Below are 15068 nucleotides of genomic sequence, written 5' to 3'. Positions count from 1 at the left end.
GAAGCGTACAGTTCTTAGATTTAGAAATGGTCAAATGGAAAGCTTCGAAGATAAAATTGTAACGGAGTTTCCTGTGACTGTAAAAATTAACGAAGAAGAGTTTGTCACGATGGTATGTAGCCCTCAATACATTGAAGATATGGTCATTGGTTATTTAGCATCTGAAGGGGTTATTCGAGCATACAAAGATATTAAAAACATATGGGTTCAAGAAAAAGAAGGGTATGTTCATGTTACAATAGATAAATTAAACCCGTATTTTCAAAACCTTCAAAATAAACGATATATCACGTCTTGCTGCGGGGCGAGCAGACAAGGGTTTGTCTTTATAAATGATGCGCTGACTGCTAAAAAAATGAATGATATATCGGTAGAACTTTCAATTAAGGATTGTTTTCAATTGATGAATAAGCTTCAGCAATCTGCTGCTACGTTTCAAGAAACGGGTGGCGTTCATAACGCTGCCATTTGTGATAAAAATGGCTTTATGCTTAGCAGAATGGACATTGGCAGGCACAATGCCCTAGATAAACTATACGGGTATTGCTTAAAACACCATATTTCAATTAGAGATAAAGTAGTCGTTTTCAGCGGCCGTATTTCTTCAGAAATTTTGCTGAAAGTGGCGAAGATCGGGTGTGAAGTGGTTCTTTCAAAATCTGCTCCGACTGAACTTGCTTTAAATCTTGCAGAAGAATTGGGAATTACAACGGTAGGGTTTATTCGAAATGATTCGTTGAATATTTATACATGTCCGGAAAGAATTTTACGAGAAAGTTAATCTGCTGTGAAGAAGCTGACAGCTAGAGAGAGGAGAGATGAGGCAGATGTCATACGCTATAGTTGATACGTTAAAGCGTCCTTTACGAGACTTGCGATTGTCAGTAACAGATCGCTGTAACTTTCGCTGTCGATATTGTATGCCTGAAGAAATTTTTGGAGCAGACTATCCATTTTTACCTGCCGAAAACATTCTTTCGTTTGATGAATTAGAGAGGCTCACTAGATTATTCGCATCGCTAGGAGTAAAAAAAGTGCGTATAACGGGAGGAGAGCCGCTGCTAAGAAAAGGCTTGCCAGATCTAATCAATCGTCTGAAGCAAATTAAGGGTATAGATGATATTGCCATCACAACAAACGGCTCACTGTTAAAGAAGCATGCAGAAGCCTTATCAAAAGCGGGATTATCAAGAGTAACCGTCAGCTTAGACTCGCTTGATGAAGTGAGATTTCAAGAGCTGAATGGAAACCGAGGAAGCGTCAAACGAGTATTAGAAGGAATAGAGGCAGCAGCTCTTGTGGGGATTTCGGTCAAAATAAACATGGTTGTTCAAAAAGGTAAGAATGAGCAGGATATTCTTCCGGTGGCCCAATATTTTAAAGACAAAAAACATACGCTGCGTTTTATCGAATATATGGATGTTGGAAATTCAAACGGATGGAAAATGGATGAGGTTATAACAAAGAAACAAATTCTTGATATAGTTGGACAAGAAATGCCTCTTGAAGAAATTCCACCTCATTATACGGGGGAAGTAGCCACCAGGTATCGATACGTCGGGACAGAAGAGGAAATTGGTATCATTTCATCTGTCACAGATTCATTCTGTTCCACTTGTTCACGCGCAAGAGTATCGGCTGAAGGAAAGCTCTATACCTGTTTGTTCGCGTCAAAAGGATATGACCTCCGCAAACTGATACGATCAGAAGCATCTGATCATACTGTTTGTGACACCATTTCTGATATCTGGAATCATCGGAAAGATCGTTACTCAGACGAACGAGCTAACGGAAGACAGGTCCAAGGCGCTGAAAAAGTGGAAATGTCTCATATTGGTGGATAATTCAAAAAAGCTTTATACATGCCAATCACTGCGATGATTCACATTTATAAAAGTGGGATCTTCTGCTGAAAAAGGCACGCGAAGGACGTTTGTCTGATTCAACAATCCTGTAAGCCTTCTTTCACCTTGTGTAACGAGTTGTTCAATAAGAGGAAGCGTTCTACGGTGATAGAGTGCTAGAAGCGGGTGCATGTGATTTGGCTGAACAGGAAGAACAATATCAGCTGAGTTCGTCTGAGTTAGGGTAATCATATTATGAACAAACTCAGCGTTAACAAAAGGAATGTCACACGAAAGAATAAAGAACCATTCAGCACGGCAATCAATTGCAGTTAAAGCATGATGAATTGCATACAAAGGTCCTTGATATGGGCATTTTTCAACTGCAAATGTAACATCCTTTCTGTGAAAATAAGGAAGTAAATCTTGGTTGGTAGACACAAGTATAGGTGTAACGTGATTTTCTTTTAATGCATCTATACTGTATTCGTAAAATGATTTCTTGTTATAGGTTTCAAACATTTTTGGTTGACCGTAGCGAGAAGATTTTCCTCCTGCTAATACAATGCCGGCAATGGACATCTATTAAATACCTCCATCAAAATATATTTGTATATTTATGCAAAAAAGCCTCTGTGAAGCAGTTTAGCTTTATGTGTATAATAGCATGTTTTTAAAGAAATATCTTTGACGAAGGAATAGACAGTGAAGTCAGAGATTGAATGAGAAAGGGAGAGAAAAGAGTGACAGAACGTTATTCACGTCAGCAGCTTTTCCAGCCTGTTGGAAACAAAGGGCAGCAGCAAATTAGAAGTAAGCATGTTTTAGTTGTAGGTGCAGGGGCTCTAGGCAGCGCTAGCGCAGAAGCCCTCGTGCGTGCTGGAATTGGAAAATTGACTCTTGTAGATCGCGATTATGTAGAATGGAGTAATCTACAGCGTCAGCAGCTTTATACAGAACAAGATGCGCAAAACAAACTGCCTAAAGCTGTAGCAGCAAAAAATCGTCTGCGTCAAATAAATACGGAAGTGAAGATTGAAGCGCTGGTGATGGATGCTCAGCCTGCTAATTTAGAAAGTATCGTCCAAACAGCTGATGTAATCATCGATGCGACAGACAACTTCGACATCCGTTTTATTTTAAATGATTTGTCACATAAGTATGAAGTTCCATGGATATACGGCTCATGTGTAGGGAGTTATGGCGCCACTTATACCGTTATCCCAAATGTAACCCCTTGTCTGCACTGCATATTGAAAAAAGTTCCTGTCGGAGGAGCAACCTGTGAGACAGCAGGAATCATTAGTCCCGCTGTTCAAATTGTGGCAGCCTATCAAATAACCGAAGCATTAAAAATTTTAGTCGAAGATGTTGAAGCTTTGCGCCACACATTTCTAACCTTTGACGTCTGGAATAATCAGCATGCTGAATTTAAGACGGGCAAAATGAAAAGTGATAAATGTTCTTCTTGCGGATCGACCCGAACATATCCGTACTTAGCGTATGAAAATCAGCTTAAAACAGAAGTTCTGTGCGGCAGAGAGACGGTTCAAATCAGACCCTCACAGCAGCATTTACACAACTTTGATGAATTGGAAAAGCGGTTAAAAAAACAGGGGGAAGTGGACCGCAATCCATACCTTCTGTCATGTCAGCTTCCAGAGCAGCGCTTTGTAATTTTTCAAGATGGCCGTGTATTTATTCATGGAACGAATGATATTCAATTTGCGAAAAGCTTATATTATCGTTTACTAGGATGAGTAAAGGAGTGAAAAGAATGAGAGAAAAGCGAACTCCTATCCCTGTTGGAGAATGCGTTGGACGAGTGATGCAGTATGCAAAAAACGGAAAGCAAGAAATCATTGCCCTTGAAGAAGCTCACGGCAGATTTTTAGCTGAAGATTTAATAGCAGATCATGATATTCCTGCTTTTGATCGTTCTCCATATGATGGTTTTGCCGTTCGGTCGCAAGATACGAAAGAAGCATCATCACTTCATCCAGTAGAACTGGCTGTTCGAGGAGAAATAGGAGCGGGTTCTGTTTTTGAACATACAGTCAACGCGATGCAGGCTGTGCGTATTATGACAGGAGCGCCTATTCCCAAAGGCTGCGATGCGGTTGCGATGCTTGAAGTAACAAAAGAATATACGAAAGACGATCAGCCGATCGTTCAAATCAAGCGTTCGTTTAACAGCGGAGATAACGTTTCTTTCCAAGGAGAAGAAACAACAAAAGGCACTGTGTTAGCTTCAAAAGGAACATATATCACTCCGGGAGTAGCTGCTCTTTTAGCCACATTTGGCTATAGTAACGTAGCTGTCTTCAAAAAGCCTGTAGTTGGATTACTTGCAACTGGAAGTGAACTAGTGGAAGTGAGTGATCCTGTTCAGCTAGGGAAAATTCGTAATAGCAATGCTCATATGCTTCGTGCCCAAATTGAAAAAGCTGGAGGCGAAGTGAACTATTTTGGTATCATGCCCGATGATTTAAGTCAGTGCTACAACGCGGTAAAATCTGCACTGTCAGAAGTGGACATGCTGATTACAACGGGTGGCGTTTCAGTAGGAGACTATGATTATCTACCCGATGTTTATAAGCAATTACAAGCCGAAGTTCTTTTTAATAAAATAGCGATGAGGCCAGGCAGTGTAACAACGGTTGCTCGTATGGAAGAGAAGCTTTTATTTGGCCTATCGGGAAATCCTACAGCGTGCTATGTTGGTTTTGAACTTCTGGCACGTCCGGTAATCAGTACATATGCGGGTAAAAGCACCCCTCATCTTCGGAAAGAAAAAGCTTTGTTAGGAAAAGACTTCTTAAAGCCAAATCCTTTTATGCGATTTGTATCTGGCAGGCTTTCATACAGGGAAGGGCAGCTAATTGCTTCTCCATTAAGCTTTACAAAATCTAGTGCGGTTTCGTCTTTAGCTCATGCTGATACGTTAATTATATTTCCTGGAGGGACGAGAGGGTACAAAAAAGGAATGCTGGTTGACGTCTTATTGCTAGATGACGTACAGGGAAGTGAATGGCCTTGGTAGCACGTTGCACCGTTTTACAAGTAGTTGGATTTCAAAATAGCGGAAAAACTACTTTAGTGGAAAAGTTAATTAAAAAAGCGAAACAATTCAATCTATGTGTAGGCTCTATTAAGCACCATGGACACGGTGGGCCTCCAGATAGCAGCAGCGGGTTAAAAGACAGTCATCGCCACCAGCGAGCAGGTGCCGATGTGGCAGGTGTAGAAGGAGGTGGAATCCTTCAGCTTACGGCAGATAGTAAAGACTGGAGCCTAAAAAAGCTGATTGATTTTTATCAATTTTTCTCGCCAGAGATCATTTTTGTTGAAGGATATAAAAAAGAATCCTATCCAAAAGCAGTCTTGATTCGAAGTGAAGAAGATCTTGTTCTGCTTTCCTCTCTAACCAATATTATATGCGTGATTAGTCACGTGCCGCTTAAAAAACAAGTGCAGGGAGTATATCCAATGTTTCACTTACAAGAAGACGAGCTTTATCTTAATTTTTTATTGAAAGAAGTGGGGGAAAGAAGATGAACCAGCACTTATTTGAAGTGGTAAATCAGCCAATTGCCGTAGATGAAATAATTAAAAAAGTTTCTAGAAGAGACGCGGGAGCTATTACGACATTTATTGGAACGGTAAGAGAATTTACAAAAGGCAAGAAGACGCTCTCTCTTGAATATCAAGCCTATGTGCCAATGGCAGTGAAAATGCTGAGCCAAATTGGTGACGAAATTCAGGAAAAGTGGCCCGATGCGTTGACAGCTATTACTCATCGAATCGGGAAGCTTGATATAACAGAAGTTGCAGTAGTTATTGCCGTTTCTTCTCCGCATCGTAAAACAGCTTATGAAGCAAACGAGTATGCTATTGAACGTATTAAGCAAATTGTGCCAATTTGGAAAAAAGAATTTTGGGAAGACGGAACAAAATGGATTGGAGATCAGTTAGAAACAAAAGAATATCCTGAAGGAAAGCCATTGAAGGAGATGTAAAAATGATTAACGTCTTATTTTTCGCTGCTATACGTGAAGAGGCTGGAGTGGAACAAGTAACAGTTGATAAGCAAGATATAACAGTGAAGGAATTAAAGGAATATGTGCAAAAAACATATAAGCTGTCCTCTCTGAATCAAACGATGACAGCAGTCAACGAAGAGTTTGTAACAGATGAAGAAACCATTGGAACGGGAGATACCGTTGCATTTATTCCGCCTGTTAGTGGAGGATAAAAAAAAGGTGCTGAATACACAGCACCTTTTTTTATTATCTAAATTGAGCTACTTTTTCGATTGGTAAACGTACAGACGGGTAACCACTATTTGCTGCTTTGCCGATTGAAAGTAACATAACAGGTGCATAGCGCTCTTTGTCTAAACCGAATGCTTCGGCAATTTGATCTTTTTCATAACCGCCAATAGCGTTTGTATCATAACCGTGAGCACGTGCAGCAAGCATTAACTGCATAGATACTAAACCGCCGTCAATTAATACCGTTTCTTTATTTAATTCTTCAGAAGCAGCTGCGTAGTGCGCTTTGATTTTAGGAATTTGCATGTCTCTAATTTCTTGTGGCATATAGCCTAGTTCAACAGCCTTATCGTAAATTTCATCTAAATTTTCTTCACTTTTTAAATCGCCGAATATCGCAATAACAGCTGCTGATGTTTCTACTTGTGACTGATTAAATTTAGCAAGCGGAGCCAATGTTGCTTTTCCTTCAGGGCTATCAATTACTAGAAAGCGCCAAGGCTGTGCATTAACAGAAGATGGAGCTAGCGTCGCTTCTGTTAAAATTTCTTTCATTTCTTCACGGCTGATTTTGACAGATGGATCGTAATAACGAATAGATCTGCGCCCTGTAATAATATCTTGGAAATCATTGTTTAGTGTTTTTGTTTGTGTCATGATGAACTCTCCTTTATGTTAAAAATGTTATGACCGTTCAATGGCCGAAATGTTTGCTTTTAAACGCTCGAGCATTTTGGAAAGCAGCAGCTGTTCTTCTTCGCTGAAATCTTTAAATGCTTCATCAATAAAGCGAGCTTTTTCGTTTCGAAATGCACCGATTTTTTCATGTCCGCTTTTCGTAAGCTTTACAAATGTTACGCGGTTGTCATCAGGATTTTTACGGCGTGATACAACATCTCTTTCTTCGAGCTGCTTTAAATGCCTTGTAATTGCAGCATTGTCAATGTTCACTTGCTGTTGAAGCGCCTTTTGACTCATTTCACCTGTTTCATAAAGCTGATGTAAAATATCAAGACGTGATTGGCTAACACCGGTACAATGCTCAAACTTTTGATTAATTTGTTTATTAACTTCTTGCAGAGCATACAGAACATTTGCTTTTTCAGAACATGAATGTGACAAGAAAGTCGCTCCCTTTTTTCTATGATATTTATTGATGGATTAATATTTGATACATCAATGTTTGATACATCAACTAATATAAAATAAATAAAAGTGAAAGTCAAGAAAGTGAATAATCTTTTTTTATAAATAATAAAAAGAGATTGAGATGTAACGAAATCAATTTAATCTAAAGACGAACAAATCGGATAAATGAGCCCTTATGGACCGCTTGTGACACGGCAGTTGATTTCCGTGCAAGACTTCGCTTTCCGCGGGCGGCCGGTGAGCCTCCTCGTCGCTTGCGCTTCTGCGGATTCTAACCTGTTCCGCTGTTCCGGCAGGAGTCTTCTTTTTGCCCTCCAATCAACTGCCAGAAGGAACGAAACAGATAAAATCTACGTTCATCGTAACCCAAAAAAACGAACCACTGATCAAACGGTTTGATTAGTGGTTCGTTTTTCACTTCAACTATACTATTTTTGTCTCAGCGTCTTTAAGCTGAATGATTTTTTTTACTAATTTGTTCATGCGTGTAAGGAGACAGAAACGGAATACGCTTGATAATCACATCGTGAATCCAGAATAATCGCTGGATAAGAGGAGCTGTTTTATCTGAAAGATAGATAACAAAGCAGCTGATAGCTCCCGCAATTACCATGCCTCCAAGTACATCTGCTGGATAGTGGACACCTACGTAAATGCGTGAAAGGCCCGAGATGACAGCCCATATAAAAATGATGCTTCTCCATTTGTTTTTTCGTAACCACATGATCCAAGCAGCAGAAAAGACTAAAATCGAATGATCACTGACAAAAGATGAATTAGCCGGGTGCGGAATCAGCTTATGAACGTGATGAGTTACAAACGGACGCGGGTGGTAATACACCAAGTGAATGACTTCATTGATACATAGAGAAAGTACAATTGTAAACAAGATGTATAAAGCCGTGTAACGGTGATAAATTGTTCTTTCTGTTTTTCCGCTAAACCAAAGCAAAAGCAAACAAGCCATTATAAAATAAGGAACGCTATTCGTAATCATAACCATTACAGAATCCATTGCGCTGGATTTACCAGCAAACGAGTTAATCCATTGAAATACTTCGTAATTGAGGTTCATTTGTTTTCTCCTTATACAGTACTTTTCACTCTTAGTTTAGATTGACACTCTAAAAAAACGATGAATTTCACATTAAAAATCAATTAAAATCCGAAATTTAAGGGTATTTAATGATATAAAAAGGAGAGGAAGAAACTGCTTTTAGAATAGGAGATGAAACAGTTGAAAAAGGTTTTATTTTTACCTCTTCTAAAAATGCCTTCTGGCCATCATCAAGTGGCAGAGGCGTTAATGGATATAATGGAAAGAAGAACAACAAATATTTGTTATAAAAAAATAGATTTATTAAGTTACACGAACGAACTATTAGAAAAAGTGGTTACAGGCACGTATTTGAAATGGATTCGTTATGCTCCAGAAACGTACAATATGGCATACAAACATCTCTTTTATGAACCGCCTGTTCATTCATTCAAATGGTATCATCACGTATTCGCAAAAAAAATGGAGCACTTAGTTAAAGAAGAAAATCCGGATTTAATTATATGCACACATGGATTTCCTTCTTATTTGCTCAGTCAATTAAAAGCAAAAGGAAAGTGCAATGTTCCTATTATAAATGTCTACACGGATTTCTTTATTAATAATTTATGGGGGAAAGAAGAAATTGATTTTCACTTTCTTCCTAGTGAAGAAGTAAAAAGAGGGCTTCGTGCTCAAAGTGAAATCCCACTTCAAAATATGTTGGTCACAGGAATACCGGTACATGAAGAAATAACAAAAACAAGAACTGTTAAGCATCATGGTAACCAAAATATTTTAATTGCCGGAGGCAGCAGCGGTCTAGGTAATATTATGGATTTCTACAATGATTTAAAAGAAGCGCGCCATTTTCATTATTTTGTTTTATGCGGCAAAAATCAAAAGTTATACGAAGAAATCAAGGGATGGGAATTACAGCACGTTACACCAATTCCGTACATTTCATCACGCACAGAAATGAATGAACTGTATGAACAAGTGGATGCTATTGTAACAAAGCCAGGTGGTATCACGGTCAGTGAAGCTCTTCGCAAAAATTTACCGATTTTTGTTCATTCTGCTTTACCGGGTCAAGAAGAAGTAAATTTACGCTATTTAACAGAGCGAAACTTAGTTCAAGAACTAAAGACAGATCAATCGTTAGAAAATCAGCTACAGGAAGTGCTGCAGGATGCTGATAAAATGAACACATTATATAACGCCATTGCTGCTTATCATAAAGAAATCGAAGCACAAACGCCTGAAGAACTTTTAGCAGTAGTCAATTGGATTTTAGGTGAAAAGCAAACAATTGGTCTTCATGCGTAAAACATTCATGTTTATAAACAATAAGGATAAGCTAAAGAACAAGTATGTTGAAAAAGTAGGGTTTAGATAAAAAAACAAACATCTTTTGAAAAAGGTGTTGTTTTTTTATCTAAAGAAGCTATTCTTTCACTTAAGACACGTGGTGAGAGGTGTATAACATGAAAGAGAAAATTTTAATTGTGGAAGATGAAGCGCAAATTGCGAAAGTGTTAAAGATTGAATTAGAATTTGAAGATTATGAAGTAGATATTGAGTACGACGGGAAAGCGGGGTTAGAGACGGCAATATCCGCTCAATATGACCTCATTTTGCTAGACGTGATGCTTCCAAGTCTGAGCGGTATAGAGGTGTTAAGAAGACTTCGGAAAGCGGAAGTATTTACGCCAGTTATTTTATTAACTGCCAGAAACACGACGCTAGATAAGGTAATGGGCTTGGATCAAGGGGCTAATGATTATGTTACAAAACCGTTTGAAATTGAAGAACTGTTAGCAAGGGTTCGCTCTTGTATTCGCTATCGTTCGCTTGTAGAAGCATCAGGAACGAAAGAAGCTGAAGCGGAGCTCTTAACGATAAGTGATTTGACTATTAATCTTGAAACAAGGGAAGTCCTTAGAAACAACGAATCCATTACGCTGACACCGAAAGAGTATGATTTAGTCGTGTATTTGCTTACGAATAAAAATAAAATTGTCACGAGAGAAGGAATTCTCACAAACGTTTGGGGCTATGAATATGAAGGAGAAACGAACGTAATTGATGTATATATTCGTCACTTAAGAAAAAAAGTAGATGAAGGTTTTTCTACTTCTCTCATTCATACGGTGCGAGGCGTAGGATATATGATGAAAGAGGAGAAAAATGAAGATCACGACGAAGATTAATTTGCTGACAACAGCATGGCTAGTGGTTATTTTATTAATCATGAACATCGTTGTTTTTTTCTCCTTCACTAAATCTACGGTGAATATGGAACAGGACATTTTATTCGAAAAAGCACACGAGATTATTCAAAAAGGTCAACAAGATCATTCCGTGGAGCTCTCGCCGGAGTTACTAAAATTTTATTTGACCAATCATTCATTTATCCGAACAGTCTCAGAAAATTCTACGGTCATTAACCAAGTATCAAATGATCCTCATCTGGTGAAAATTAAGCCCGAATTTTCAAAGAAAAAAAAGGTGAAACTTCGCAAAATCAGAGAAAAGCAAGTATTGGTTATTCGCATGCCTGTCAAAGTCAATAATCAAGTCGTTGAAACGCTTGAGATTGGTGAGCTCCTGACTGGTTTTGAAACCCGTAAAGATATTTTGCTGTCGATTTTGATTTTTTGTTCGCTTGTTTCCATTTTACTGTCGCTTTTAGGAGGAAGATGGTTATCACGCGTCATTATGCATCCTATTAAAAATATGGTCACAACAATGAAAGAGATTGAAGAGAGCGGTGTTCCTAAAAAAGTTCTCATTCAAACGGAGACGAGAGATGAACTGCAGGGTATGACCGTTACGTTTAATCATATGATTGACCGCTTGCGAGAAAATATTGAAAAGCAAAACCAGTTTGTTTCCGATGCTTCTCATGAATTAAAAACCCCTCTAACCGTTATTCGCAGTTATTCTAATTTATTAAGAAGAAGAGGGATTAAAAATGAAGAAATTACGCTAGATGCGATCGACACCATCTATGCGGAAGCAACCAAAATGCAAAAAATGATTGAAACGCTGCTTGATCTGGCAAGTGTGGAAAAAGAACAAACGCTTGATATGAAGCAAACAGATCTTGTTCTTATTTTTGAACAAATCGTTAAGCAGCTGCAGCAGGTATACAAAAGAGAATTAGTTCTTCATTATGATCAAACGCCAATTATGATTGAAGTGGATGAACTAAAAATGAAGCAAGTGCTGATTATTTTGCTTGATAATGCAATTAAATACAGTACGGATAAAATTGAAGTGACCGTTGAAAAAAAGCAGGAAGATGTCATTATCAAAGTAAAAGACTATGGAATTGGTATTCCGAAGGAAGATCTTGCACATATTTTTGAACGTTTCTATCGAGTCGATAAAGCTAGAAGCAGAGCTACGGGAGGAACGGGGCTTGGACTATCGATTGCACAAACTATTGTCCGTCAGCATAAAGGCGAGATTTTTATTAATAGTGAAGAAGAACAAGGAACGGAAGTTGTGATTCACCTTCCCGTTTCATCTACAAATTAAGAAAGCCGCCGTTAACAGGCGGCTTTTGTGTAATTATGATGCCGATTTTTGTTTTCTTACTCGTAATTTTTTCAAGTCCGTTTGGAAAAACAGATAAAGTGATGCAACTGTAAAGATACTAAATCCAATTATTTCAAGTGATTCTCCACCAGCTTCAAATAGCTTAGCCAAACCTTCACCGCATAACTCTCCGCCAATAAAAATAAGAAAAACACCAAGCGCTTTAAAGATAATCCACAGGTTCAGCTTAATAGCCGTTTTAAACAGAATGTATGTAATAACGACGGCCAGCAAAATACCACTTATACTTCCAAATGCGATAGAAGAGGCGTGTTGATTTACTTGTGTCAGATTAAAAATAATTAGTTCTGTTCCTTCACGAAAGACAGATAAAAAGGCTAAGGTAATTAATCCCCATTTAGAAGAGTTGCTGGAAATTTTTGATGTGACCGAAGAAGTCATTTCTTTGCTTCGATGCAACCATAGAATAAAATAAGCGATAAGACCTGCAGCTAAAAGCATCATGACTCCTTCAAAAATTTCTTCTGACTCTTCTTCTAACTCTTTCGCCTCATTGAAGCCAATGAAGCCAAATACTAAGCTGAAGATAAGACCAGCAGCAGCCCCGATGAAGACAGGATACTTTAAATCTTTTCGGCCAACTTTTGTAACATGAGCTAAAATAATTCCAATGATAAGTGATGCTTCTAAACCTTCACGAAGCGACAAAGCCAAACTTGACCACATAAAAAGCTCCCCTTACTTTAAATGATAATAATCAATTTCCCTCTAATTTTAATGATAATGATTATCGTTGTCAATGTGATTTTTGGCTCTTTAATAAATTCTTATATAGGATTTTTCAGACTAAAGTATGAGAGTATTTCATTATAAAGTCGTTCGAAACGTAAGGACAAAGCGAATAAAATAAGAGTATCAATAATCAGTGGAGGTTTTAGTATGAGTTATACTCTTTTTATAAAAGCAAATGATAGGTCGGCAAGTGAAGCGGTTAGCGTGAAATTATATAATGCGTTTTTAGAAAGCTATCAACAATCCCACCAAGGTGAAGAAATAATAGAACTAAATTTGTTTCAAGAAGAACTTCCTTATCTAAGTGCCGATATGATAGACGGTCAGTTTAAACTAGCAAGAGGGCTAGGAGTGACGGCAGCGGAAAATAAAGCAGCCGAAATTGCTAATCATTACTTAGAACAATTTGTGAAAGCTGATAAAATTGTCATTGCCTTTCCGCTTTGGAATTTTACTGTGCCAGCAGTGCTTCATACGTACTTTGATTATTTAAATCAAGCAGGCAAAACGTTTAAGTATACGCCAGAAGGTCCTGTGGGATTACTAGGCGATAAAAAGGTGATGTTATTAAACGCGCGAGGCGGAGTATATTCAGAAGGTCCAGCAGCTGAGGTCGAAATGGCCGTTAAATATGTCAGCAGCGTACTTCAATTTTTTGGAGTTACGGATGTGAACTCTGTTATTATTGAGGGACATAATCAGTTTCCCGATCGTGCTCAAGAAATTATTGAAAGTGGCCTAGAACAAGCAGCACAAGCAGCCAAAACATTTTAAATAACCGTAGTAAAAAAGGACAGGACAAAAGTATTTTAGGTGAAGGTATATCCGAACGATAAATCGTTCGGATTTTTCGCTGTATATCTTAAAAGTTAATAGGTAAAATGAATAAATAAGATAAAAGATATTCGCTTGATCTATAGGAGGAGCAGAGATGGATATTCGTCAGCTTAATTATTTTTTAGAAGTCGCTAAATTAAGGAGCTTTACTAAAGCATCTCAAAGTCTCCATATTTCACAGCCGACCTTGAGCAAAATGGTGAAAAACTTAGAAGAAGAATTGGAAGTAGAATTAATTGATCGGTCCGCAAGACAGATTGATTTAACGGATGCCGGGGAAGTTGTGTATGCGCAAGGACAAAAAGTTATGGCATCCATTGATGAGCTATCGACTTATTTATATGATGTGATGAATCTGAAAAAAGGGATGATTAAAATTGGAATTCCTCCATTGATTGGAGTACTGTTCTTTCCAAAGATTATTAAAGGGTTTCAGCAGCTCTATCCAGATATCACAATTAAACTTATTGAATACGGAGCCAATCGTGTTCAAAAAGCAGTAGAAAAAGGAGAGTTAGACCTAGGTGTAGCGGTGCTTCCAGTAAATGAACATCTTTTTGACATTAATCCTTTTATCTCTGAAAAAATGCTTTTATATGTTCACCACTCTCACCCTTTGGCCTCTAAAACTCATGTGGAAATTAATGAACTAGCCCAAGAGAAATTTATTTTATTTAATGAAGATTTTACGCTTCACGACCGGCTTATTCAGGCGTGTCAACAAGCAGGATTTGAACCTAATGTAGCTTACGAGAGCTCTCAATGGGATTTTATCGGTGAAATGATCGCGGAAAACTTAGGTGTATCTATCTTTCCACAATCCATTGCAGCAAAAGTGGATTCTGCTATCGTAAAAGCAGTTCCTATTACTAATCCTTCAATTTCATGGGATTTAGGATTGATTTTAAAAAAAGATAAATATATTTCATATGCCTCTAAACAATTCCTCCACTATATGAATGAACAGCATTCTGTTTTATATAGATAAAATGCATATGTTGTATTGAATATATGTATTTTACGAAAGAAAGAATGTGCGCTAAAGTAGATAGTGTAGAAAACATACACGAAAACAAACATTGATTCCGCGCGGTGTCAGTAAAAAATACGGAGGCTGATTTTACATGGCACAAAATAGTTATCAAAAAGGTTTAGATAAATTAATGGAATATACGTTAACGAGTAACGATGATATTTCGACTCATTTAAAAATTACGGAAGACTTAAAAGACCTAGCTCCCGACGTTGGGAAATATATTATTGAATTTGCCTATGGAGACATTTATTCACGACCAGGTTTAACGAATAAGCAGCGAGCATTAGTAACCATTTCATCACTGGTTACTCAGGGTACAGAGCCTCAGCTTGAGCTGCATTTAAACACAGGTTTAACAGCTGGACTAGAGCCGAATGAAATTGTGGAAAGCATCATTCAATTAATTCCATACACAGGTTTCCCTCGCGTGTTAAATGCTTTAAGCGTAGCTAAGAAAGTATTCGCTCAGCGTGACGTGGAAGTAGAGACAGGCGAAAAAGAGCTAGTAGAAAATAAATAATAAGCACAAAAAA

The 15068-nt window shown here is 38.0% G+C and carries 18 protein-coding genes; 13 read left to right on the top strand and 5 right to left on the bottom strand.

The window, feature by feature from the left end; genetic code table 11:
• The first annotated feature begins 34 nt into the window (after positions 1–34).
• Positions 35–781, top strand: a complete 747-nt coding sequence (fdhD, locus tag MMB68_RS18590) for a formate dehydrogenase accessory sulfurtransferase FdhD (protein ID WP_372452299.1) — start codon at positions 35–37, stop codon at positions 779–781.
• 46 nt (positions 782–827) lie between these two features.
• A complete protein-coding gene (moaA, locus tag MMB68_RS18585; RefSeq protein ID WP_277549244.1) occupies positions 828–1844 on the top strand; it encodes a GTP 3',8-cyclase MoaA in 1017 nt (338 codons plus the stop codon).
• Positions 1845–1856: 12 nt separating this feature from the next.
• On the opposite strand, the gene mobA is transcribed toward moaA, so the two are convergent.
• Positions 1857–2426, bottom strand: a complete 570-nt coding sequence (gene mobA / locus MMB68_RS18580) for a molybdenum cofactor guanylyltransferase (protein WP_221785817.1) — start codon at positions 2424–2426, stop codon at positions 1857–1859.
• A gap of 161 nt (positions 2427–2587) precedes the next feature.
• Here mobA and MMB68_RS18575 point away from each other — a divergent pair, with 161 nt between their 5' ends.
• Genes MMB68_RS18575 through moaD form a run of 5 tightly spaced genes read left to right on the top strand, consistent with a single transcriptional unit; the run spans position 2588 to position 6099 of the window.
• Positions 2588–3604, top strand: a complete 1017-nt coding sequence (locus MMB68_RS18575; protein WP_264408665.1) for a molybdopterin-synthase adenylyltransferase MoeB — start codon at positions 2588–2590, stop codon at positions 3602–3604.
• Positions 3605–3621: 17 nt separating this feature from the next.
• Positions 3622–4887 (top strand): molybdopterin molybdotransferase MoeA, encoded by a 1266-nt coding sequence (locus tag MMB68_RS18570; RefSeq protein ID WP_269870870.1) that lies wholly within the window; start codon positions 3622–3624, stop codon positions 4885–4887.
• On the top strand, positions 4875–5402 hold the full coding sequence (gene mobB / locus MMB68_RS18565) for a molybdopterin-guanine dinucleotide biosynthesis protein B (RefSeq protein WP_264408664.1): 528 nt from the start codon (positions 4875–4877) through the stop codon (positions 5400–5402). The genes MMB68_RS18570 and mobB overlap by 13 nt, the downstream gene beginning before the upstream one ends.
• Positions 5399–5863 (top strand): molybdenum cofactor biosynthesis protein MoaE, encoded by a 465-nt coding sequence (locus MMB68_RS18560; RefSeq protein WP_025752620.1) that lies wholly within the window; start codon positions 5399–5401, stop codon positions 5861–5863. The genes mobB and MMB68_RS18560 overlap by 4 nt, the downstream gene beginning before the upstream one ends.
• A 2-nt stretch (positions 5864–5865) precedes the next feature.
• On the top strand, positions 5866–6099 hold the full coding sequence (moaD, locus tag MMB68_RS18555; protein ID WP_042991825.1) for a molybdopterin converting factor subunit 1: 234 nt from the start codon (positions 5866–5868) through the stop codon (positions 6097–6099).
• Between the two features lie 34 nt (positions 6100–6133).
• On the opposite strand, the gene MMB68_RS18550 is transcribed toward moaD, so the two are convergent.
• From MMB68_RS18550 to MMB68_RS18540, 3 genes are all read right to left on the bottom strand, one after another.
• Complete coding sequence (locus MMB68_RS18550; protein WP_013059680.1) at positions 6134–6775, bottom strand: nitroreductase family protein; 642 nt, start codon at positions 6773–6775, stop codon at positions 6134–6136.
• Positions 6776–6802: 27 nt separating this feature from the next.
• Positions 6803–7240: a MarR family winged helix-turn-helix transcriptional regulator gene (locus MMB68_RS18545; RefSeq protein WP_264408663.1), complete on the bottom strand. Its 438-nt coding sequence runs from the start codon at positions 7238–7240 to the stop codon at positions 6803–6805.
• Positions 7241–7715: 475 nt separating this feature from the next.
• A complete protein-coding gene (locus MMB68_RS18540) occupies positions 7716–8342 on the bottom strand; it encodes an undecaprenyl-diphosphatase (RefSeq protein ID WP_209368010.1) in 627 nt (208 codons plus the stop codon).
• 162 nt (positions 8343–8504) lie between these two features.
• Between MMB68_RS18540 and MMB68_RS18535 the strand changes: the two genes are divergently transcribed.
• From MMB68_RS18535 to MMB68_RS18525, 3 genes are all read left to right on the top strand, one after another.
• Positions 8505–9632, top strand: a complete 1128-nt coding sequence (locus tag MMB68_RS18535; RefSeq protein ID WP_115655042.1) for an MGDG synthase family glycosyltransferase — start codon at positions 8505–8507, stop codon at positions 9630–9632.
• Positions 9633–9790: 158 nt separating this feature from the next.
• The gene (locus tag MMB68_RS18530) at positions 9791–10516 is read left to right on the top strand and encodes a response regulator transcription factor (protein ID WP_221785812.1); all 726 of its coding nucleotides are present in this window, start codon (positions 9791–9793) and stop codon (positions 10514–10516) included.
• Positions 10494–11849 carry a sensor histidine kinase gene (locus MMB68_RS18525; protein WP_115655041.1) on the top strand — a complete coding sequence of 452 codons (1356 nt, stop codon included), beginning with the start codon at positions 10494–10496 and terminating at the stop codon, positions 11847–11849. The genes MMB68_RS18530 and MMB68_RS18525 overlap by 23 nt, the downstream gene beginning before the upstream one ends.
• A 33-nt stretch (positions 11850–11882) precedes the next feature.
• Here MMB68_RS18525 and MMB68_RS18520 read toward each other — a convergent pair whose 3' ends face one another.
• Positions 11883–12596, bottom strand: a complete 714-nt coding sequence (locus tag MMB68_RS18520; protein ID WP_221785811.1) for an FTR1 family iron permease — start codon at positions 12594–12596, stop codon at positions 11883–11885.
• A gap of 213 nt (positions 12597–12809) precedes the next feature.
• Here MMB68_RS18520 and MMB68_RS18515 point away from each other — a divergent pair, with 213 nt between their 5' ends.
• From MMB68_RS18515 to MMB68_RS18505, 3 genes are all read left to right on the top strand, one after another.
• A complete protein-coding gene (locus MMB68_RS18515) occupies positions 12810–13436 on the top strand; it encodes an FMN-dependent NADH-azoreductase (protein ID WP_221785810.1) in 627 nt (208 codons plus the stop codon).
• Positions 13437–13593: 157 nt separating this feature from the next.
• Positions 13594–14487, top strand: coding sequence for a LysR family transcriptional regulator (locus tag MMB68_RS18510; protein ID WP_014457861.1), 894 nt, complete (start codon positions 13594–13596; stop codon positions 14485–14487).
• A gap of 136 nt (positions 14488–14623) precedes the next feature.
• Positions 14624–15055, top strand: a complete 432-nt coding sequence (locus MMB68_RS18505) for a carboxymuconolactone decarboxylase family protein (RefSeq protein WP_014457862.1) — start codon at positions 14624–14626, stop codon at positions 15053–15055.
• Positions 15056–15068 lie beyond the last annotated feature (13 nt).

Origin of the sequence: Priestia sp. Y58, assembly GCF_029522095.1 — a bacterium.
Classification (GTDB): domain Bacteria; phylum Bacillota; class Bacilli; order Bacillales; family Bacillaceae_H; genus Priestia; species Priestia megaterium_E.
The sequence above is the reverse complement of the archived record's forward strand: the minus strand, read 5'-3'. Positions and strand labels throughout refer to the sequence as shown.

Coding starts and splice junctions, on each gene's coding strand:
- fdhD (WP_372452299.1), top strand. CDS start 35: ATGGAAAGCTTCGAAGATAAAATTGTAACGGAGTTTCCTGTGACTGTA.
- moaA (WP_277549244.1), top strand. CDS start 828: ATGTCATACGCTATAGTTGATACGTTAAAGCGTCCTTTACGAGACTTG.
- mobA (WP_221785817.1), bottom strand. CDS start 2,426: ATGTCCATTGCCGGCATTGTATTAGCAGGAGGAAAATCTTCTCGCTAC.
- MMB68_RS18570 (WP_269870870.1), top strand. CDS start 3,622: ATGAGAGAAAAGCGAACTCCTATCCCTGTTGGAGAATGCGTTGGACGA.
- mobB (WP_264408664.1), top strand. CDS start 4,875: ATGGCCTTGGTAGCACGTTGCACCGTTTTACAAGTAGTTGGATTTCAA.
- MMB68_RS18560 (WP_025752620.1), top strand. CDS start 5,399: ATGAACCAGCACTTATTTGAAGTGGTAAATCAGCCAATTGCCGTAGAT.
- moaD (WP_042991825.1), top strand. CDS start 5,866: ATGATTAACGTCTTATTTTTCGCTGCTATACGTGAAGAGGCTGGAGTG.
- MMB68_RS18550 (WP_013059680.1), bottom strand. CDS start 6,775: ATGACACAAACAAAAACACTAAACAATGATTTCCAAGATATTATTACA.
- MMB68_RS18540 (WP_209368010.1), bottom strand. CDS start 8,342: ATGAACCTCAATTACGAAGTATTTCAATGGATTAACTCGTTTGCTGGT.
- MMB68_RS18530 (WP_221785812.1), top strand. CDS start 9,791: ATGAAAGAGAAAATTTTAATTGTGGAAGATGAAGCGCAAATTGCGAAA.
- MMB68_RS18525 (WP_115655041.1), top strand. CDS start 10,494: ATGAAGATCACGACGAAGATTAATTTGCTGACAACAGCATGGCTAGTG.
- MMB68_RS18520 (WP_221785811.1), bottom strand. CDS start 12,596: ATGTGGTCAAGTTTGGCTTTGTCGCTTCGTGAAGGTTTAGAAGCATCA.
- MMB68_RS18515 (WP_221785810.1), top strand. CDS start 12,810: ATGAGTTATACTCTTTTTATAAAAGCAAATGATAGGTCGGCAAGTGAA.
- MMB68_RS18510 (WP_014457861.1), top strand. CDS start 13,594: ATGGATATTCGTCAGCTTAATTATTTTTTAGAAGTCGCTAAATTAAGG.
- MMB68_RS18505 (WP_014457862.1), top strand. CDS start 14,624: ATGGCACAAAATAGTTATCAAAAAGGTTTAGATAAATTAATGGAATAT.